Below are 19956 nucleotides of genomic sequence, written 5' to 3' on the forward strand. Positions count from 1 at the left end.
ATTGGACTGGATTGAGGTATTTGGTTTTTCGTGGAGCTACCGCAGGACCTTAACCCTGGTTCCACTCTTGCAATTTTTCTGACGGCCGAGCCAGATGTAGACAACATTTCGATCACCCGTGGCCGCGTCCGCCATGCCAAGGATCCGTTGGCTGTTGCTGCAGCATGGCGTGCCCGCGCAGAAAAAGACAACCTGTCCATCCGTGAGCTCGTTATTGAGGCCGCTGCGCGCACCAGTTTCGTTAGCACCTATAAATCTGTTGCTGAACAAATCAACGAGTTCATCCAGCAACGCGCCGCCGATGGATTCATACTCGTTTTCGTCGGCGGCGGACCTCGCACCACCGGAATATTACTGCGCCTAGCTGCAAACATCCCCGCTGAAGGCGCACCGATCACCGACATCCACGTGGTTGATCCATACCCGGCGGGCAGCGGACGGATCTGGCGCACCAAACAATCCGGCCTGCTGTGGATGAACTCGATGGCGCAGGACGTGACCATTTTTGCCGACGATTCCGTAGAGATGGCTGGCCCTGTTATCCCTGGGCCAAGTCTTGCCGAATGGGTGCTGGGCATAGGCCGCGAACAGGTAAAAGCCGCGGGCTTGGGCGAAGAATTGGAACATTTTAGTGGCCGTTCGTTTGCGTCCAGGCGGCTTCAATCGCTGTATTTAGATTGGGCATTTCAGGAAGCTGTGGCCAGATTAGGAAAGGTCACCGTGCATGAAGCGCTGGCCCTTGGCCTTGATGATTCCCAAACGGTCCATTTAGACAATGGCTTAAAAATTCATGCCGACACCGTAGTGCTCACCCAAGGGCATTTAGATATGGTGAAATCCCCAGAATCGGCAGCGCTGGCCTCCATAGCTGCCACCGAAGGACTAGCGTACGTACCGCCCGGATTCACCGCTGACCAGGATTTATCTGTCCTTCCCTCCGGTAAGCCGGTGCTGGTTCGTGGCTTTGGCCTGGCATTTATCGACGCCATGGTGCTCCTCATGGAAGGCCGCGGCGGCACATTTGTCACCGTTGACGACCAACTCGAATACATTGCCAGCGGCGCGGAACCCGAACTGTGGGTCGGCTCGCGCCGGGGCGTGCCCTACCTGCCGAAAATCGGATACTCGGTGCCTCTCCACACCGAGGCGCCACTATATTTCGACGATGACTCCCTATCCGCATTCGGATTTGTGCTTGACTACTGCGAACACATTTTTCCCCTGCTGACCTGGAATTTGCAGTACGCCCACTATGGCCAGCTGCTTGCCACCGATCCATCGCGCGCCACCGTGCCTTGGGGGGAATTATCTGCGGCACTACATCGCACTTTGCCACCAGAACTGGGTGGTTCTGACCACGATATTTCCGCGTTCCTTGAATCAGCAATTCCCGATCCCGCCGACCGCTTCGACTTCCTTAAACTAGACAAACCCCTAACTGAGCTGCACTTTACTACACAAGAGGAGCTTTCTGACCACATCGCAAACTACATCTCCGACCGCATCAAGCGTGCCAGCGACCCCCGATACTCCATGGACCAAGCAGTATTTTTCACCCTGCTCAAAATCTACTTCCGCGTCCACGAACTAGCCGAAACCGGCCGCTTCACCCTGAACGATCTCCGCGAAAACATCGACCGCTCCCTCCACAACCTCTTCTCCTACATCGCCAGCGGCCCACCACCCATCCGACTTGAACAACTCCTAGCCCTCAACCGCGCGGGCCTTGTCCACTTTCTCGGACCAGACATCCGCATCGGCATCGACGACACCCACTTCACCGCCAGCTCCACCGCCACACAAGGAGAAATAAAAGCAACAGCGCTTATCGACGCCTACCTCGCCTCCGATTCCGCCTCCGCCGTAGACGACACCCTCCTCCAAAACCTCCTCCAAGCAGGCGAAGTAACCGTAGAATCAATCGATGGTTCCATCTGGGGAAAATTCCTAGTCGACGGCATCGGACGCCCCATCCGCCACGACGGTACCACCCACCCCTCCCGTTTCCTTCTGGGCCCACTTGTCTCTGGTGGGGGAAGCGAAGCACCCTTCTCTAGGCCAGGAACTAACGCCCGGGGATTCCAACGCGCCGACCGCGTCGCCCGAAAACTTCTCGACCTCGACGAAGAACTCGACACCGACATCCAATTAGCGACTGCGAGCAGGCATCACGACTAAAAATGGGGCTTAGATCGACGCTTTATGGATGAGCACCAAACCACACTGCCCACGAAACCCAGAAATGAGTTTCGTGGGCAGCCTGGTTTGGTTTATCGACCTCGACACCGGTCACACATGCCCACGGATCGCGATTTCGGAGTTCATGGGCACTCTTGTTTGGTCTATCGGTTGTCGTTTGGAGTAGCTCGGGGCACTCATAAGTGGAGAACCAGATAGGCGTGACAATAGTCTGGATTTTTGCTTGATCCTGTCACGCCTGTCCGGTTTACAGTCCGGTTTAGAGTGTTGATAACCGGACACACGTGACGAAGATTCGCTTTTTCAGGAGATTTTGTCACGCCTGTCTGGTTTCCACTGGGTTGGCTAAAATCCAGCACCCGGGCCTCAGGAATAGTGAGCCTCCAGAATCGCTTCTAAGGGCCTTTAGGAGACGGATCCATACTAGAAGTTCATCCCAAAAACCCGAGGCCTTAAAACGATGCTGAGTGAGATCCCTTCTTGGGAGCGATGATCTCCACCCAAGAGTGAATGCACAAGCACTACAGTTCAGCTTCACATGTGCTGACTTCTCATGTTCAACTTCTCATCACACGACTTCACTAGGAAATGCCTGTAATCCTGACTGAAGTCAGCGCACGAAAAGTTGAGTACGCGAAGTCGGTGTTAAGAAGTCGAACGTAATGCAGACCTACTCAACAACTGCAGCTCCCAAAACACAAAAATCCACCACAAACATCCCAGTGTTTGCGGTGGATTTTCTCCTGGATGCTAGCCGGCGTAAGGATCCCGGATGCCGATGTACTGCACGGAGGTGTACTCTTCAATTCCTTCGAGACCACCTTCGCGGCCCATTCCGGATTGTTTTACGCCACCAAAAGGTGCAGCGGCGTTAGAGATGACACCGGAGTTGACGCCCACTAGGCCGAACTCGAGGCCGTCGGAGACGCGGAAGATGCGTGAGGTGTCTTGGGTGAACACGTAGGAGGCCAGGCCGTATTCGGTGGAATTGGCTAGGCGCAGAGCTTCAGCTTCATCAGAGAAGGTGACGATCGGTGCGACGGGACCGAAGATCTCTTCGTTCAGGATGGCTGCATCTGTTGAAACTCCCGTGAGCACCGTTGGTTCGTAGAAGTAGCCTGCACCTGTGCCGGCCTTGCCGCCGGTGAGGACGGTGGCACCTTCGGCGACGGCGCCGTCGACAAGCGATGCAACGCTATCCCGTGCTTTTTCCTCAACCAGGGGGCCCACGGTGACGCCTTCGTCGAGGCCGTTGCCTAGGACTTGCTCTTCAAGGCGGGCAGCGAAGCGACGGCCGAATTCATCGGCGACGGATTCGTGGACTAAGAAACGGTTGGCTGCGGTGCAAGCTTCGCCGATGTTGCGCATTTTTGCGCCCATGGCACCTTCGATCGCGAGATCTAGGTCGGCGTCCTCGAAGACAATGAAAGGTGCGTTGCCGCCGAGTTCCATGGAGGTGCGCAGAACTTTATCGGCAGCCTTTTTGAGTAGCTGCTGGCCAACTGGGGTGGAGCCGGTGAATGAGACTTTACGAAGGCGATCGTCTTCCATAATCGGGTTGGAAATCGCAGAGGCGGAAGCACCGGAGACCACATTGAGGACACCTGCTGGAAGACCGGCATCAAGCATGGTCTGGGCAAAATACTGGGAGGTCAGCGGGGTCAGGCGAGCTGGCTTGAGCACCATGACACAACCTGCAGCGATGGCGGGTGCAACCTTACGGGTGGCCATTGCTAGTGGGAAGTTCCATGGGGTGATCAACAGGCAGGGGCCAACTGGTTTGCGGGTGGTCATCATGCGCAGGTTGCCTTCTGGGGTGGCACCGTAGCGGCCGTAGAGGCGGACTGCTTCCTCAGAGAACCAGCGCAGGAATTCGTTGCCGTAGGTGACTTCGCCGCGAGCTTCAGCCAAAGGCTTGCCCATTTCCAAGGTCATGAGGGTGGCGAACTCTTCTGCACGTTCCGCGACGAGCTCGAAACCGCGTCGTAAAATATTAGAACGCTCGCGCGCTGGCGTCCTAGCCCACTCGGCCTGAACAGCGCATGCAGCATCAAGAGCAGCCAGTGCATCCTCGGAAGTAGCAGACGCGAGCGTTGCGATTGTTTCACCCGTCGCTGGGTTTTCCACATCGAAAGTACCGCCGTCGGATGCTTCCACCCAGGAATCACCAATCAGTAAACCCGTGGGGACTTTGGCAAGTAGTTCGGAGACATTAATAGGCATGGTGCGTTATTTTCCTTCACTTTTCGTATCCAGCAGCGTTGAGTTGCTGGACATCGGCACCGACTCGGACAAAGTTGGCGCCGGCGTCGAGGTAGTCCTGTGCTTAGTTCAAATCAAAGGCATTGACATCCACAGGTTTACCAGCATCGCGGAAAGTTTGGATGGATTTTTACTCCGGCCACAACGTCCGGCTGGAAGCTCAGCCACGTGCTTTCTGGTCGTGCGCCTGAATCTCTGCTGCGCACCTACCACGACGAGCACTACCCAGCTGCGGCAAACCTCATTGCTTTCGATAAGGGATGGTCTACCCTCATGGCCCCTCAGCTGGAAGATCCAGAGGCGGTGGAGAGGTACTACGTTGCTGCGGAGGAATTCACCGCTGGATTCCTCACCGAATACAAGGACAATCTGATCACTGCGGGCACGGAGCACCAGGCGCTCGCGAGCGGCTTCCCGGTGGGGCGTCGCTTCAAGTCCGATATTGCTTTACGACGCTGCGATGCGGTGACCACCCACATCGGCCACGAACACTCCTCCGATGGTCGATGGAAGAAAGCGAAGACTCACCACTCAACCGCTTCACTCCAGAAGACGGCGACCGCAACGCAATCTCCGATATCAAGGCCATCTACCAGCAGCATTACCACTCCTTCGACCTGTTCGATGCGCCAGAGGTCTTCTTCCCACGAGTTGGACCATACAAGCTGCAAAACCTCGAAAACGTTTGGACCGCACTGGATTCCCAAGACATCTTTGAGTCCCGTGGCATCAGTCGCGATGGCGCAATTGTTGTCGTTCGCCCAGACCAGTACGTCGCAGCAGTCCTCTCACTCGAAGACACCGCAGCACTGACTGAGTTCTTCAACGGCAAACTGCTTGAGCCATAAACCCTAAATCCTAGGAACGATTCCCCGGAACCTTGAGTGGTTTCGGGGGGTTTGTGCTTTTTTCGACAGAATGAGTGAACCTGCGCTTGAACTATACCCCCTGGGGTATTACTGTGGATTCTCAATACCCTGAGGGGTATCCAGTTTTTACGTTGAGAAGGAGAGCTCAGTGCTTATTGAACGCATCTACGACGAAGACCTTGCGCAGGCCAGCTATTTCATTGGTTGCCAAGCCCACAACACTGCGGTTGTGGTTGATCCGCGTCGCGATATTGCCGTCTATCTGGACATGGCCAAGAAAAACGGAATGGAGATTGTTGGAGTTACCGAAACCCATATCCATGCGGACTATTTGTCAGGAACACGCGAGTTAGCAGCAGCAACTAATGCCACTATGTACGTTTCAGGGGAGGGTGGCGCCGATTGGCAGTATGAATTTGACGCCGAGCGACTTTATGACGGCGGTGAGATTCGCCTTGGAAACCTGGTGCTCACAGCAGTTCACACCCCAGGCCACACTCCGGAACATTTGTCGTTCCTGCTGAAGGATGGTGCGTTCGCGGACGAGCCAGGATTCATGCTCACTGGCGATTTCGTTTTCGCGGGTGATCTTGGCCGACCAGATTTATTGGATGAAGCAGCTGGGGGAGTGGACACTCGTTTTGAGGGTGCTCGCCAAATGTTCAAGAGCTTGAAGGAAAAATTCCTGACATTGCCGGATCACATCCAGATCTTCCCAGGTCATGGTTCCGGTTCTGCGTGTGGCAAAGCCTTGGGTTCGGTTCCTTCAACAACACTTGGATATGAACGTCAATTTGCGTGGTGGGGAAAGTATCTGGAGGCAGATGATGAACAAGGATTCATCGATGAGCTTCTGGAAGGCCAACCTGATGCACCTGCATACTTTGGCAGGATGAAGAGGCAAAATAGGCAAGGGCCCGCAATTATGGGCGCTCGCGAGCCATTGCCACAGCTGGAAGCTTCTGATCTGCACGACGTCATTGTTGTTGATACCCGCTCAGCCGATGAAGTTCACCAGGGCACTGTAGCTGGTGCAGTGAATATTCCTGCGGGCAATTCGATGGCGAAATTTGGCTCGTGGACCGTTGATCCCGAGAAGGATTCCCGAGCTTTGGTTCTTCTCGCGGCAAGCCAAATTGGTGCCATGGAGATGTGGGATCATTTAGTTCGGGTGGGAATCGATAATGTTGCAGGATTTGTCACCAACTTTGATGGCGTGGATCTGGTTGCACCGCAAACCGTGTCCCCAGATGAGTTGGATAAATTTGAATATGATCTGCTTCTTGATGTCCGCAACCGCAGTGAAGTCGAAGAAGGCTACATCCCGGGAGCACTCCATATTAATGGTGCATCCGTGCTGTGGAATCTGGAGAAACTGCCACGTGACGGAAAGATCGTGAGCTACTGCAAGAGTGGAACACGCAGCTCAATCGCTGCAAGCACCCTGCGCAACGCTGGTTTTGATGTGGTGGAACTTGAAGGATCCTATGACAATTGGGTCCGGCACAACGCACAATAATTAATAGACAAAGGAACCCTCACGAACTGTGAGGGTTCCTTTTTTGGTTTCGCCGGAGGGAGACGTCGAAAAGCTTATAAAAGCTCTAAGCTGAGCACGAAAACGCCCATGACCAGTACGAACACGCCGAACCCTTTGCGGAGCAAAGTCTCAGGCATGCGCCCCGCAAGGCGCGAACCGACAAGCGAACCGACGATGGCGGCCGCAGTTACCATCAGCACCAGCCCCCAATCCAGCTGCACGCTGGTCAGATATCCGGCAAGCCCTGCAAACGACTTCATCGTGATCACCACCAACGACGTGCCCACAGCCACCGGCATCGACAGCCCGCCGAGCAGCGCCAGCGCCGGCACCACCAAAAAGCCGCCGCCCGCACCAACAAGCCCGGTCACCGCGCCGACCACCAGGCCATCAACAAGGACGCGCCAAAGAGAGCTTTTCGACGCCCCCCTCTTCTCCTTACGCCCCCGCAACATCGCAGTCGACGTAGCGATCATCATGAGTGCAAACGCGATCATCAAAATTGTGCCAGGAATGTAGCCACCGAGAAGGCCACCGCCAAACGCGCCAACCATGCCCGCAGCGCCAAACAGCAGTCCAGTTTTCCACCGAACCCGCCCATTTCTTGCGTGACTAATGGCACTGACCAGCGACGTTGTGCCCACAACAAACAGCGAGGCGGCAATAGCTTCACGAGGCTCCAAACCCGCCACATACGTCAGAATCGGAACAGTGAGGATCGAACCACCACCGCCCAACAGTCCTAGCGAAATGCCGATAAAAAGTGACAGAAACAACGTGATTATCAAAGTGGCGGTCATGGGGACTTCCTACTTAATCGGCAGATTGTTTTGGTACCACGCACTCATTCCGCCAGTCATAGAGTACGCGGTATATCCCGCCTGTTTAAGTGCATTTGCCACCTGTGTACTGCGGTTACCGCTGCGGCACACCACAATCACAGGCCGGTTCTGATCTAGCTCTTTGAAGCGAAAGTTGAGGTCCCCCATGGGAATATGTATCGCTTCGGGGATCATACCTTCGGTGATTTCAAAATTTTCGCGCACATCCAGGATCTGATCCAAATTTCGGCGCTCGTTAGTTTCAGTAATGGTGATAAACATTTAGTTCTCCTTAGGGTTTGGAAGCTTGCTCAATGTCTCGGTTTTGGTAGGAACTGGCTTAGTTTTATTCCACGGCAAGGCAGACAGAGCTTTGCCCATGGCACAGGTGTTGGAAACGCCAGAAAATGTCAGACCCGCACCAATAATTCCCGACAGGGTGCGAACTTTTGGTGAAAGGAATTTACCTCCCACAAGTCCCGCAAGTACCAAAGATCCAGCGGCAAAACGCACCTGACGTTCGATATCCCACACCTGGGTTCCGCGGACCACATCACCGTCAGCCTTAGCAAAACTATTGATGCCGCCCTCCAAAATAGCCACGGTGGAAATTCCCAAAAGTGCCAGCTTTTGTTGTGCCTGACCTGCACGAATGCCGGATTGACACACCAAAACAACATGTTCTCCAACACGAGAGGCAATCTCTTCGGAATGCTCAGCAAGTGTAGTCAGAGGCACGTTGTAAGAGCCTTTAATGTGCAAATTTGAAAACTCATGTGCAGTGCGGACGTCAATGACGGTGAGTCCTTCATGCTTATCGATCCACGATTTTAGAGTCTGTGCATCTACGGAAGTAATCGGTTGAGCGGAAGTCATACCTTGTCCTTTTCAATCTCAAAGTGATGGGTGATTCCAAGTGTGCCATATACCCTGGGGGGTATTCAAGATAGGGGTGGGGGTATACTGTGGGATCAACGTTCCAGGGCAACAAAAGGAGAAAAAATGCAACTCAATCCTGATGAGATCACCCCAGTACTCAACCGGCTCAAGCGCGCCCAAGGTCAACTCGCCGGAGTAATCCGAATGCTTGACGAGGGCGAAGACTGTAAAGCCGTAGTCACCCAACTTTCCGCAGTCACAAAAGCACTGGACAGGGCAGGTTTTGCCATCATTGCCACAGGTTTGGAACAGTGCCTCACCAACCCTGATGGCGACATGGACAAAAAGGAACTAGAAAAACTGTTCCTGTCGCTGGCTTAACTATGGCCTAGTTCAGGGCGTTTGGGTGTTTCGGGCGTCAAGGGGCGACTTCACGTGTGCTGACTTCTCATGCTCAACTTCTTATCCTCGACTTCGCTGGGAAAGCCCGGGTTTACCTAACGAAGTCGGCGACGTGAAGTCGTCCTTTTGATTAGGTGTTTAAGTTCGAGACCTTTAGTTCGATTTCACGGTACCGATTTCGCAAGTTCGATACCTTGCGCTCAATTTCTTAAGAGCGATTTCGGTCGGTTTTTGGCGTTTTTCCTAGTGGTCTCGAAGGTAAGAAATTGAGGATGCGGAACTGTAAATGCGAAATCGCTGTTGAGAAATCGAACTTTAGGTAACCGGCGGGAGCTGAACCTTTTCAAAACCTCTCAAAACCGGGAGCCCCCGCTCTAACCCCCACTAGGTGCACTGATACCTTTGCACTAATGAGAACTGTTTTTCAATTGGTGCAGGATTTCCACAAGGAAGCTAGGGGAGAGGGGCTTCCAATCAAGTGGGGTCCATCGCGTGGAGAATTTGGCGTGCTGGAGTTTCCTGCAGATGTCATTCCCGAGAACATCAAACACATTGCGCAGACAAAGTTCCAGACTGAAACAACTTCGGTGGAGGATATTCGTCGTGCGATTAAACTGCTGAGTGATCAGGCGGAGCGTGCGGGTGCGTCCTTTAATCCTGGTTTCATTCTTGCGCAGGTGGGCTCCACCATCGTGGAGGTTTATGGCGGTGCTCCGGTCGCTTGGCTAGATGCGGTTGAGCTGTTGATTAGTCCTGATGTGGAGTGGGTTGGGGTTCATGGCTCAAGGAAGCTCGATATTAATGTCAGCGGAGAATTGTCCGGGGTGATTTCTGCTGGTGACAAGTTGGGTGAACTGCTTGGCGATGATTGGACAATCAACATTGTTCAAGGCGAGTGCAAGATCCAGATCGAAGATGCTCAACTATGCACGGCGTTCTTTGCTGACGCAGCTGAACTGATTAATCAGGCAAACTCTGAGATCACTCCGTTTTATGTTCGGATGCTCAGTAACTCGAAAATTGTGATGTCTGGCTTTAGTGATTACTCGCTGGCCGGTGATTCGATTACATCGGCGGGCAACTTGGCTGAATTGGCGAGGCCTTTTGCGCACTGGAAAGAAAACATCATTCCAAAGATAGAAATAGCCATGGACTATGAACCACGGCCGGTGGCAGATCTTTGGCAGGGAGATTCTTCAGAGACACCTGAGCCTTTCGACGATTTTGAGCGCTTATTGCGGGAAGAAATCCTTATTCCTGAGTTTTAGCTGGTCGTAGGCCTGCCGTTTTTCTGGAAAGGTGAACGGCAGATGAACGAGCTCTTAAATCAATGCAACGAAAGTGGTTGATAGTTAGCGGAAATACTCCCAAATTCTCACAGGGAACGCTCGGGATTCTTTCAAAACAATGATTCATGATGATTGGCATGAGCAATCAAACAGTCAATCAAGCAGTGTCGTCAGGGGTGAAAGTTTCCCCGCACAGGTTCAATCGTTTTGAAATCAAATACTTGATTCCAGAGCAAGATGTACCTGCACTTCGCGAGCAGCTGGCTACGCGGATGAGCACGGATCCGCTTTCCCCACCCGGAGGCTACCGAGTGGAATCCCTTTACTTCGATTCAGCCGATTTGCGGTGCTACACCGAAAAGATCGAGGGTCTGAAATTCCGAAGGAAACTACGGATCCGTACCTACGGTGATGGAGTGCTCACTCCAGAATCCACCGTGTCGGTAGAGATCAAGCAGCGGGTTAACAAAGTAACTCAAAAGCGTCGACTGGATTTGCCCTTTATATATGCGCTCGCCCTGGGCGATAGCACGGGCGCCGCGGTAGGCGAGCAGGTGGACGTCGAGAAGCTTCTTGAAATCTCTCCGGAAAACCAGCACGCTTTGATTCACGAAATGGCGTCGTTTGCTAAAAATTATCGGCTGCGACCCATCGCCACCACGAAGTATCACCGCGAGGCATTCGTCGGCGCTGATGCGGAGGCAAGTTCGCGAGTCACCATTGACCACGGTGTTTCAGGCCGTGATCGTGATTTTCTGCTTGGCCAAGACCTTGAAGACCGCCCAACGGTGGCGCAAGGATTGGCAGTCGTGGAAATCAAATGCGATGAACGCGTGCCGTTTTGGCTCACTGATATGACTGCTCAACTGGAAATGTCCGTGATTCGGATGTCCAAATACTGCGAAACCATCGAAGCGTTTCACAACCGTCCGGCATCAGCTTTCGGCGCTGTCGACCCCATCTTCTAAACAAGAAAGGCCCCTCCAATGTTGAGCGATCTGAGCTCCATTTTTGACTTCCAAGACCTCTCCGGCACCTTCTCTGTCGTCGACGTTCTCATCACTTTGGTCTTGTCCTTCGTCCTGACCTCCATCGTGGGTGTGGTGTACCAAAAGACCCACCGCCATATCTCCTACAGTCAGTCATTTGTGCAGACGCTGGTGCTGGTTGGCATGGTCATCGCGATCATCATGCTGGTTGTTGGCTCTAACATTGCCCGCGCATTCGCCCTGGTTGGCGCGCTTTCGGTGATCCGATTCCGTAATGCAGTGAAAGAAACCCGTGACGTCGGATTCCTCTTCCTCGCGATGGCCATCGGCATGACCTGTGGTACCCGCTTCTACGTTCTGGCGATCGCTGCAACCATCGTTGTCTGTGGCGTTCTGTTCATCATGTACCGCTTCGACTGGTTCAAGGCTGATATCCAGCGCCAGGTCATCAAGGTGCAGGTCCCAGCCGATGGACAAGCTGATTCCGGCAGGTCCTACGCAGAAGAAGTTGAACTGATCCTCGCACAGTACTGCACTTCCTTTGAGATGATGTCCGCTGAATCTGTCCGCGGCGGAGCCCTGACCGAGTTCTCCTACACCGCTCAAATGCGCAAGAACGTGAAGCCACATGAGCTGGTCGCCAAGATGCGCGATGTGAACTACGGCCAAAAAGCGACTGTCCTGACCGGTCACGATCAAACGGATGTATAGAAAATGCCTAGCTTTAAATCTGCTCGATGGAGGATGAACAGACGCCTCTTCCTAGGAACTTCCGCAGCTATCATCGCTGTCGGTGGCGTGCTGGGTGGAGTGCAGGTTGTACCTTATATTTCCTCTGGTGAAATCCAAACGTCAGCATCATCGACTGCCACGATCGATGTCGGTGCAGGCAATGTCGATATTTTTGATACCTCCGTTTCCCATGAAATCAGCCTGCAGGTTTCGCAGGAAAGCCTCGATGAGATGCTCGCGGACTATCAAGAAGACGGTTCCAAAACCTGGGTGAAGGCAACCATCACGATTGATGGCGTGACCATTGAAAACGTCGGCATCCGCCTCAAGGGCAACTCCACGCTGTCCGGGTTGGGTCGAACATCTGAAGAAGGCGGACCTCAGGCACCAGAAGGCGTCGAAGAGTTTACAGATCTCAGCGAAGAGGAAATCGCCCAGTTTGAGGAACAGCTCGCGGCGCAGCAAGAGACTACTGACGCTTCAGAGACCGGTGAAACTGCGGAAACTGAAGAGACTCGCGGCCCCGGCGGTGGCATGGGTGGTGGCGGCATGGGTGGCATGACTTCGGTCGATGCCGACGATGTCAGCACCTGGCCACTTCTGATCAGCTTCGACAAATACGAAGACGGCCGCGTTTACCAAGGCATGACCCAACTGGCACTACGCCCCGGCACCACCGTGGTCAACGAAGCAATGGCGTTGGCCCTGACCGCAGAAACCGGCCAGGTCTCGCAGCAATCCAGCTTCACAACGTTTTCGCTTAACGACGAGCCCTCCACCACTCGACTCCTTTTGGAGCACCCCGATGAAAATTATGCCGACGCGCTCGGCAACGGAGTCCTCTTCAAAGCAGATTCCAACAGTTCCTTCACCTACCAAGGCGAAGACCAAACTGAATACGACGGACAGTTCAAGCAGATCAACGGTGACGGCAACGGAGACATCCAACCGATCATCAACCTGCTGAAATGGCTCGACACCGCAAGCGATGAAGAGTTTGCTGAACACCTCTCTGACTACGTCGATGTGGAAAGCTTTGCTCGCTACGTTGCCACTCAAAACCTGTTGGTAAATTCCGACGACATGGCTGGTCCCGGTAGTAATTACTACCTGTGGTACGACTACGACACCGGCCTGATCAGCGTGATCTCTTGGGATTTGAACCTCGCAATGTCCGGCTCAACTGATGCTGGCCCAGATGATGAAATCTCCATGGGCGGAGGTGGCGGTGGCGGAATGCGTCCTGGTGGAACGACCGACACTGAAACTGAAGGTACTGCGACCGAGGGTACTGCGACCGAGGATATGCCTGCGATGGGCGAAATGCCAGACATGGAAAACATGCCAGACATGGGTGAGATGCCTGATATGGCTGACCGGGAAGGCGGCGGATCGATGGGAGGAAACCAGCTCAAGGAACGTTTCCTCGCTTCCGATGCATTCACGGAAATCTATGAGCAGGTGTACTGGGAGCTGTATGAAGAAATGTATGGTTCCGGAACTGCCATCGAGTTGTTGGATGAGATTGCAGCGTCAATTCCAGAAACTGATGCGGTGACTGCAGATGAGATCGCTACGGAAGTGGCGTCAATGCGGGAATGGATCACTGCCCGCACAGAAGCGTTGGCCGCTTTGCAAGAGTGATCAAACTAGAAAACCAACAAGCCCTGGAATTTCCGAGGCCTGTTGGTTTTTCGGTTTTTGTCTCACATCCACTTACTGCGTTTGAAGATCCAGTACAAAAGGAGGGTGAATCCGAGCATCGCTAAGAGAGCCAACGGGTAGCCAAACGCCCAGTGAAGTTCTGGCATGATGTCGAAGTTCATGCCGTAGATGGAGGACACGAGGGTTGGGGCGAAGATGATGGCGGCCCATCCGGAGATTTTCTTCATGTCTTCGTTTTGGCGTTGGGCTACAAGGGTGGCGTTGACGTTCAAAATTTGGGATAGGGATTCGCGGTATTCGGAGACGCGGGTGTTGTCACGGGTGAGGTGGTCGGCGACGTCGTCGAGGTAGGCGCGGAGTTCTTCGGACATGCCACTTCGGATGAAGTCTTTGTTGAGGCGTTGCACCACTTCGGTAACTGAGCTGGTGGTGTGCTGCATGTCGATGATTTCTTGGGACAGGTTGTAAATACGTTCGGCGACGGCGGCGTCGCCGGAGAACACCTGGCGCTCAATCTGTTCCTGGTCGATGGCGATGCCTCTAAGAACGGGGGAGAAGCCGTCGACGATGGCGTCGAGAAGCCTATAGGCCACGGCGCGGGGGCCGGACGAGAGTAACTCGGCGTCGGCAAGCAATGTTTTTATGCGCTTATCGATCTCCTCGGGGTTGCTGAAGCTGGCGGCGCTGGTGCCGTCAATCCATTGGTTATCCTGGCACAAAATGGCTATGGCCTGAGGCTTCATGAGGATGTGGAATTCGGAGAAGTCCACCTCTTCGCGGGAGTCGATGTAGCGCGCGGAGCGGATCGCGATAAAAATGATGTCTTCGTAGCGGTCTAGTTTTGGGCGCTGCTGACCAAGGAGCAAGTCTTCTACGATGGTGGGGTGGAGGTCCCAGGCCTCTGCCAATTCCTCGATTGCGGGCTTGGATGGCGCAGGGTACAGCGACATGACCATGCGGTTGGAGGCGCCTTCGGCGAATTTTAAACCGTCAGCAACAGTGGCACCCAGCGGTGGGCGCTTCGGGATGCCGTCGGTGACATAGCGGGTCAGCGGAGAAACCTCTTCAGGTACAGGAGTTGAATTTGCCGAATCAGGAAGGTACCGACGTCTGAGCATATCCCGTCTGCGGATCGCCCCGTTGATGTCGTAATTCTTTGGCATTTTCAACTCCTTCAACAGTTCTGGACAGCATTTTCTACTAAGCCAGTATTGTCGATGAAGTAAGAAATGGCCTATTCGAGAGCTATTCTGACGATCCTTCTAGCTCGGTCAACCTTTCCCGCAGGCCTTCGGGAAGCGAATTAAACCACTTCTCCTCTTCGCCAGGTTCCATGAGGAGACGGCCATATTCCGTCATATTGGAACCAGGAATCTCCGTTATATATACCCATACTTCTTCATTGGGGATCCCAAGAATCAGCGCGATCTCTTGTGTCAGCCGAAGCAGAAGTTCCTCTTTTTGCTTCTCTGTACGCCCCGAACGAATCGTTGCTTGGACCCAAATGTGGTTTTCCGACGCCGACTGCGCCGCAATGAAATAAGAATCAGGCTCCACCTCATTGAAAAGCACCTGCACCAAATACTTGGGAGCATGCGCTAATTCATGGTGGGCATCGGTGATTGCCTCAGCGATGCGTTGCTTAGCTTCCCTAGAAATGCGAATTCTTTGCGACCAACAAGTATAAGTAGGCATGTGCGTGAACCTCTTTCATTTTGGAAAACCTGGAAAATTGAGAAGCTATCCCTCATCATAGTTTTAAATCTGGGGCAGAGACGGGAATTTAAACACCTCTGATACAGCGTTTACTGACTATAGTGTTGCGCGTGCCAAATCGAGTTCCTGTGTCAACCATTCCGCTGAATCGTCTAGCCGTTATCGCTGCCATCATTGGTGTCGGTACCGGGCTGTTTGTTGCTGCACTGAACTGGTCTGCCATTGGCGTGGAGCGTTTAGTTTATGGCGCTGACCATTTGCATAATCACAATCCGGTGGCCAATGTGTCGCCACTTCGCCTGTCCATCACGGTGATTGTGCTTAGCGTGGTGGCCTCCTGGGCGTGGTTTTTTGTGCACCGCACGGGGCTGAAAGAGGTTTCGATTGTGGGTGCGATCCGGGGCGAGAAGATGCCGATTTTGGAGACCATCGCGTCCGCATTTTTGCAGGTCACCACGGTTGCTGCGGGTGCGCCGGTGGGTGCAGAGAACGCCCCACGTATTGCTGGAGCCTTGGTGGGAGATCGGTTTAGTCGGTGGTTGCAGCTCGATATTGATGCAAAGCGCATTTTGGTGGCCTCCGCCGCGGGAGCTGGTTTGGGAGCAAGCTTCCACCTTCCCCTGGCAGGCGTGCTGTTTGCCCTTGAGGTCCTACTGGTTGAGGCCTCCACTCGGACCGTGGTCATCACAATTATCACCACGACCGCCGCCGTTGCCACCACTGGATTTTTCGTGCAAACCCCAGATGTGTTCAGCACTGTCCCGCTGACGGAAAGCCCATGGATGCTGCTTGCCGCGATGGTCACCGGAGTAGTCGCCGGCATGTGCGGGCATTGGTTCTCGGTGGCTGCCCATAAAATGGCGCAGGCCTCGCCCAAGGGTGTGGAGATTTTGTGGCAGATGCCGTTGGGTTTCGTGGTGATCGCTGCGGTGATTTATTTCTTCCCCGAAACCCTGGCGAATCCCCGTTGGCTTGCCGATTCCATGCTCGGCGATGGCCTGATCCTCAGCACCATTTTATTGGTACTTGTTCTGCGCACCGCCATGTTTTTGCTCGCCTTCCGCGTGGGCATGGTCGGCGGTAACCTGATCCCCGCGTTCGCACTCGGATCCATGGTCGGTGGGGTAGTGGGTGCTGTATTGGAACCCATCACTAACGTCCCGATCGCCGCTTTTGCGCTGCTTGGCGCCGCCGCATTTTTGTCCACCACCATGGCAGCGCCACTGTTCGGGCTCATCGCCGCAGTGGAATTCACCGACATGGAAGCCCAAGGCTACCTTCCGATTTTCCTCGCAGTAGCCTCCGCGGTCCTCGCCGTGCGCGTGTGGTCTGTCATCGCCAAGCACGAGCTCCGCGCCATCCCGATCACGTACGCGAGCTGGACGGGCGAGCTTAAATAAGCTTGTCGACGCCTCCCTCCACCTTCTATTTAGTAAACGCTTTTCAGACTGTCATAGACTCCTGAGCTTCCAGCGCACGAGCCTTGTCTGCTTTTTGCACCCGCAGCCACACGACAAATCCCCAGCTGACAAACGCACCGTACACCAGGTAAAGCACCGCGGATGGGTAGTAGCCAGCAGTCAAAAGTAGAGGAACGCCAACTATGTCGACGGCGATCCAGATCAGCCAGAACTCTGTCCATCCGCGAGCCATTCCGTAGGTAGCCAGGATTGAGCCGACGAAAATCCACGCGTCGGCCCATGGCCCCCAGGAGCCGAGTGCTTGGAAAATCCAGGCAAAGCTGAGTGTTCCCACAACCGCCGCAATCACAATGCCGGCGCGTTCTTTGGTGCTTGCCCAGCGAGGAACCACTGCTACTGCATTTTCTGGGGTGAGTGCGCGACGTTTTGCGGCCGACCATTGGTACCAGCCATAACCACTGACGATGATGAACATGATCTGGCGACCCGCTTGGCCGTAGAGATCGAGGTTTTGTGGAGTGTGGAAAAGGCCGCCCATAAATACTGTGAACAGCAGCGCGTTGCCTATGATGCCGATGGGCCATGCCCACACGATGCGTCGCATTCCTGCCCACGCGCTAAATAATCCGAAAACGTTGCCGATGATTTCGCGCCACAGAATCGGAACTCCGCCGATCCATAATGTTGCGTCTAATAATTCGGTTATAGGATTCATGATCTTGTCCCCTTTTCAAAGGATTTAAAAGCATGTAATCCTCGGGGCCTTAATTCCGGGTTCGCTAAAAAATCAGCGAAACCACGGTTCTCTTGCATCCGGACTATGACCGTCGGCTCCGGAATTTAACCGGATCTGCTGACCCACAAACCATTGCTAGTTGGTGGCGCTCGCGGGCTCAACTAGTCATATCTGATGATTCGTCTTACCGCCGGTGGGGAATTTCGCCCCGCCCTGAGAACAAAACTCACTATAGCGCTTGACGCGGAAAGTGTGAAGCATATGAACCGTCCTGGTTGAAACTGAACGATTGGTGACCGGCTCATGAAAACTTGACGAGTTCCCGGTATTCGCCAGCGGTGACTACTACCGTGGGCGACAAGCCCACTTAGAGGAGGACTTGTGACAACCACCTATCCAGATTTCCTTGGAAATTCTTCGCTCCAAACAGATACGGAGCACTGGGAAATGGAAGGAGGTGCGCAGGAAGTCTCTGTTACTTATGTTTTGGACACGTCAGTGTTGCTGTCTGATCCGTTGTCGTTGACACGGTTCGCGGAGCACGATGTAGTTCTGCCAATTGTTGTAATTACGGAATTAGAAGCCAAGCGTCATCACCCGGACCTTGGCTTTTTTGCTCGCCAAGCGCTTCGGATGCTGGATGAGCTGCGTGAGATCCATGGGGATTTGTCCAAGCCGCTACCGATTGGTGATGAAGGCGGACACATCCACGTTGAGCTGAATCACCAAAACACGGAGTCCTTGCCTGTGGGATTCCGCCTTGGTGACAATGACACCCGCATCCTTGCAGTGGCCAAGAATCTGCAGGAAGAGGGCCACAATGTGGTTCTGGTGTCGAAGGACCTGCCGATGCGGATTAAGGCGTCGGCAAGCGGAATCGCCGCACAGGAATACCGCGCTGCCCTGGCGCGCGACCGTGGTTACACCGGCATGACCCACGCCAATATCACCGATGACCAGCTCAGCGAGCTCTACGACACCGGCGAGGTGCGCATTGAGGAGCTCGAAAAGCTGCCCGTCAACCACGGCTTCACCCTCAAATCCAACAGCGGTTCGGCGCTTGGTCGTATGAATTCCGACAAGATCATCGAGCTTGTCCCCGGCGACCAGCAGGTATTCGGTATCAGCGGGCGTAGCGCTGAGCAGCGGGTTGCCATTGATTTGCTTAACGACGACGCCGTCGGCATCGTATCGATCGGCGGCCCCGCGGGTACAGGTAAAAGCGCACTCGCACTGTGTGCCGGCCTGGAAGCTGTGATGGAGCGTCGCATTCAGCGTAAGATTATCGTGTTCCGCCCACTCTTTGCCGTTGGCGGACAGGAACTTGGCTACCTGCCTGGCGACCAAGAAGAAAAAATGGGGCCTTGGGCTCAAGCGGTTTTTGACACCCTAAGCTCCATGGTCAGCCAAAACATCATCGATGAAGCCCTCTCCCGCGGCCTCATCGAAGTTCTCCCACTAACCCACATCCGCGGACGCTCACTCCACGATGCTTTCGTCATCGTCGACGAGGCCCAATCCCTAGAGCGCAACGTGCTGCTCACCATGCTGTCTCGCATCGGCCAGAATTCCCGAGTAGTTCTCACCCATGACGTAGCGCAGCGCGACAACCTGCGCGTTGGTCGCTACGACGGCATCGTCTCTGTGGTGGAAGCACTCAAGGATCACGAACTGTTTGGCCACATCACGTTGCAGCGTTCCGAACGTTCCCGCATCGCTGAGTTGGTCACTCAAGTTTTGGATGCGCCGTCTCTGTAGTCGCGCAGTCTGTGGCGATTTAAGGGCTTGGGGTCGCTCAATGACCTGTTGCCCTGGTTTGGGAAAGTTAGGGCTTCAGGAGCGATTCTAGGAGGGGTCGATTTTGGGGCCATTGGGGCTGTTGTGAATCCTGGCAGTTTGCAGGGCAAGGATCCACCACGTTTGAGCGGAAACCTCGGATCTGTGGTGGATTCGTGCAAGATTGGCCTCTGAACTTGCAAAAATCCACCACGTTTTGGCTGATCAGAGCGATTTGTGGTGAATCCTCACCATTACTGCTGTCGAAGGTGGGAAAGGTTGAGGAGCGCCAAGACTATCGAGCTCACTAGGGCAGCGCCCGCATATGAACCAATAGCGATGAAGATAAGCCCGACTCCCCAAAGGCCTGTCTCATCAAAGGGGGCTGAGATGGCGGCGAATGCAGCGCCGATGGCAAGTGTGAGGCCAGCCGAAACTCTAGTGATTACCCGCTTCGCAGTTAATCGCTGCCTATAGCCCCAAAAGGTGAGTGCGGCACAAATTAGGACGAAGTTGGTGCAAGCTCCGATAACTTGCACCTGGGAGAACTCATTTGCTCCAGTGAAAACAAGCCACAACGCAGCGAAAATGATGCCAACAATGAAACTGCGGAATCCTAGGCCGTACTCACGATTGCTCATAGTGGGTGATCATATTAGA

The 19956-nt window shown here is 54.1% G+C and carries 17 protein-coding genes, 1 pseudogene and 1 riboswitch; of the genes and pseudogenes, 10 read left to right on the top strand and 8 right to left on the bottom strand.

Annotation, left to right across the window (positions count from 1 at the left end; genetic code table 11):
- Positions 1 to 30: 30 nt before the first annotated feature.
- A complete protein-coding gene (locus KW808_RS00375) occupies positions 31 to 2178 on the top strand; it encodes an FAD/NAD(P)-binding protein (RefSeq protein WP_003861104.1) in 2148 nt (715 codons plus the stop codon).
- A gap of 771 nt (positions 2179 to 2949) precedes the next feature.
- Here the strand turns inward: KW808_RS00375 and KW808_RS00380 are convergent.
- Complete coding sequence (locus KW808_RS00380) at positions 2950 to 4422, bottom strand: NAD-dependent succinate-semialdehyde dehydrogenase (protein ID WP_003861106.1); 1473 nt, start codon at positions 4420 to 4422, stop codon at positions 2950 to 2952.
- A 312-nt stretch (positions 4423 to 4734) separates the two neighbouring features.
- Between KW808_RS00380 and KW808_RS00385 the strand changes: the two are divergent.
- Positions 4735 to 5309 (top strand): annotated as a pseudogene (locus tag KW808_RS00385) (hypothetical protein).
- A 169-nt stretch (positions 5310 to 5478) separates the two neighbouring features.
- Complete coding sequence (locus KW808_RS00390) at positions 5479 to 6849, top strand: MBL fold metallo-hydrolase (protein WP_003861110.1); 1371 nt, start codon at positions 5479 to 5481, stop codon at positions 6847 to 6849.
- 74 nt (positions 6850 to 6923) lie between these two features.
- Here KW808_RS00390 and KW808_RS00395 read toward each other — a convergent pair whose 3' ends face one another.
- The 3 genes from KW808_RS00395 to KW808_RS00405 are packed head-to-tail and all read right to left on the bottom strand — an operon-like array spanning position 6924 to position 8567.
- Entirely contained in the window at positions 6924 to 7670 is a 747-nt protein-coding gene (locus KW808_RS00395; RefSeq protein WP_003861112.1) for a sulfite exporter TauE/SafE family protein, read from the bottom strand.
- 9 nt (positions 7671 to 7679) lie between these two features.
- Entirely contained in the window at positions 7680 to 7973 is a 294-nt protein-coding gene (locus KW808_RS00400; RefSeq protein ID WP_003861114.1) for a rhodanese-like domain-containing protein, read from the bottom strand.
- The gene (locus KW808_RS00405) at positions 7974 to 8567 is read right to left on the bottom strand and encodes a rhodanese-like domain-containing protein (RefSeq protein WP_499652394.1); all 594 of its coding nucleotides are present in this window, start codon (positions 8565 to 8567) and stop codon (positions 7974 to 7976) included.
- 126 nt (positions 8568 to 8693) lie between these two features.
- Here KW808_RS00405 and KW808_RS00410 point away from each other — a divergent pair, with 126 nt between their 5' ends.
- The 5 genes from KW808_RS00410 (at position 8694) to KW808_RS00430 (ending at position 13626) form a co-directional block, all read left to right on the top strand.
- A complete protein-coding gene (locus KW808_RS00410; protein ID WP_003861117.1) occupies positions 8694 to 8951 on the top strand; it encodes a metal-sensitive transcriptional regulator in 258 nt (85 codons plus the stop codon).
- 431 nt (positions 8952 to 9382) lie between these two features.
- Entirely contained in the window at positions 9383 to 10240 is an 858-nt protein-coding gene (locus KW808_RS00415; RefSeq protein WP_003861118.1) for a hypothetical protein, read from the top strand.
- A 146-nt stretch (positions 10241 to 10386) separates the two neighbouring features.
- On the top strand, positions 10387 to 11229 hold the full coding sequence (locus KW808_RS00420) for a polyphosphate polymerase domain-containing protein (RefSeq protein WP_003861120.1): 843 nt from the start codon (positions 10387 to 10389) through the stop codon (positions 11227 to 11229).
- Between the two features lie 18 nt (positions 11230 to 11247).
- Complete coding sequence (locus tag KW808_RS00425; RefSeq protein ID WP_003855408.1) at positions 11248 to 11961, top strand: DUF4956 domain-containing protein; 714 nt, start codon at positions 11248 to 11250, stop codon at positions 11959 to 11961.
- A gap of 33 nt (positions 11962 to 11994) precedes the next feature.
- Positions 11995 to 13626, top strand: a complete 1632-nt coding sequence (locus KW808_RS00430) for a CotH kinase family protein (protein WP_003861123.1) — start codon at positions 11995 to 11997, stop codon at positions 13624 to 13626.
- Positions 13627 to 13688: 62 nt separating this feature from the next.
- On the opposite strand, the gene KW808_RS00435 is transcribed toward KW808_RS00430, so the two are convergent.
- Together KW808_RS00435 and KW808_RS00440 are read right to left on the bottom strand one after the other, a co-directional pair.
- Complete coding sequence (locus KW808_RS00435; protein WP_003861125.1) at positions 13689 to 14810, bottom strand: magnesium and cobalt transport protein CorA; 1122 nt, start codon at positions 14808 to 14810, stop codon at positions 13689 to 13691.
- Between the two features lie 82 nt (positions 14811 to 14892).
- Entirely contained in the window at positions 14893 to 15342 is a 450-nt protein-coding gene (locus tag KW808_RS00440) for a tautomerase family protein (RefSeq protein ID WP_003861127.1), read from the bottom strand.
- 149 nt (positions 15343 to 15491) lie between these two features.
- Here KW808_RS00440 and KW808_RS00445 point away from each other — a divergent pair, with 149 nt between their 5' ends.
- On the top strand, positions 15492 to 16763 hold the full coding sequence (locus KW808_RS00445; RefSeq protein WP_003861128.1) for a chloride channel protein: 1272 nt from the start codon (positions 15492 to 15494) through the stop codon (positions 16761 to 16763).
- Between the two features lie 43 nt (positions 16764 to 16806).
- Here the strand turns inward: KW808_RS00445 and pnuC are convergent, their stop codons facing one another.
- Positions 16807 to 17499, bottom strand: a complete 693-nt coding sequence (pnuC, locus tag KW808_RS00450) for a nicotinamide riboside transporter PnuC (protein WP_003861129.1) — start codon at positions 17497 to 17499, stop codon at positions 16807 to 16809.
- Positions 17500 to 17581: 82 nt separating this feature from the next.
- A riboswitch (FMN riboswitch) is annotated at positions 17582 to 17745 on the bottom strand.
- A 156-nt stretch (positions 17746 to 17901) separates the two neighbouring features.
- Here pnuC and phoH2 point away from each other — a divergent pair.
- Positions 17902 to 19278: an RNA 5'-3' helicase PhoH2 gene (phoH2, locus tag KW808_RS00455; protein WP_003861130.1), complete on the top strand. Its 1377-nt coding sequence runs from the start codon at positions 17902 to 17904 to the stop codon at positions 19276 to 19278.
- Positions 19279 to 19550: 272 nt separating this feature from the next.
- On the opposite strand, the gene KW808_RS00460 is transcribed toward phoH2, so the two are convergent.
- A complete protein-coding gene (locus KW808_RS00460) occupies positions 19551 to 19937 on the bottom strand; it encodes a hypothetical protein (RefSeq protein ID WP_003861131.1) in 387 nt (128 codons plus the stop codon).
- Positions 19938 to 19956 lie beyond the last annotated feature (19 nt).

Source organism: [Brevibacterium] flavum (genome assembly GCF_019317305.1).
In the GTDB taxonomy this organism is placed as follows: Bacteria; Actinomycetota; Actinomycetes; order Mycobacteriales; family Mycobacteriaceae; genus Corynebacterium; species Corynebacterium glutamicum.

Excerpts from the sequence above, each read along its gene's own strand:
- KW808_RS00425 (WP_003855408.1), top strand. The coding sequence starts at position 11,248 with ATGTTGAGCGATCTGAGCTCCATTTTTGACTTCCAAGACCTCTCCGGC.
- KW808_RS00405 (WP_499652394.1), bottom strand. The coding sequence starts at position 8,567 with ATGACTTCCGCTCAACCGATTACTTCCGTAGATGCACAGACTCTAAAA.
- KW808_RS00420 (WP_003861120.1), top strand. The coding sequence starts at position 10,387 with ATGATGATTGGCATGAGCAATCAAACAGTCAATCAAGCAGTGTCGTCA.
- KW808_RS00395 (WP_003861112.1), bottom strand. The coding sequence starts at position 7,670 with ATGACCGCCACTTTGATAATCACGTTGTTTCTGTCACTTTTTATCGGC.
- KW808_RS00460 (WP_003861131.1), bottom strand. The coding sequence starts at position 19,937 with ATGAGCAATCGTGAGTACGGCCTAGGATTCCGCAGTTTCATTGTTGGC.
- pnuC (WP_003861129.1), bottom strand. The coding sequence starts at position 17,499 with ATGAATCCTATAACCGAATTATTAGACGCAACATTATGGATCGGCGGA.
- KW808_RS00400 (WP_003861114.1), bottom strand. The coding sequence starts at position 7,973 with ATGTTTATCACCATTACTGAAACTAACGAGCGCCGAAATTTGGATCAG.
- KW808_RS00440 (WP_003861127.1), bottom strand. The coding sequence starts at position 15,342 with ATGCCTACTTATACTTGTTGGTCGCAAAGAATTCGCATTTCTAGGGAA.
- KW808_RS00415 (WP_003861118.1), top strand. The coding sequence starts at position 9,383 with ATGAGAACTGTTTTTCAATTGGTGCAGGATTTCCACAAGGAAGCTAGG.
- KW808_RS00380 (WP_003861106.1), bottom strand. The coding sequence starts at position 4,422 with ATGCCTATTAATGTCTCCGAACTACTTGCCAAAGTCCCCACGGGTTTA.
- KW808_RS00435 (WP_003861125.1), bottom strand. The coding sequence starts at position 14,810 with ATGCCAAAGAATTACGACATCAACGGGGCGATCCGCAGACGGGATATG.
- KW808_RS00430 (WP_003861123.1), top strand. The coding sequence starts at position 11,995 with ATGAACAGACGCCTCTTCCTAGGAACTTCCGCAGCTATCATCGCTGTC.
- KW808_RS00410 (WP_003861117.1), top strand. The coding sequence starts at position 8,694 with ATGCAACTCAATCCTGATGAGATCACCCCAGTACTCAACCGGCTCAAG.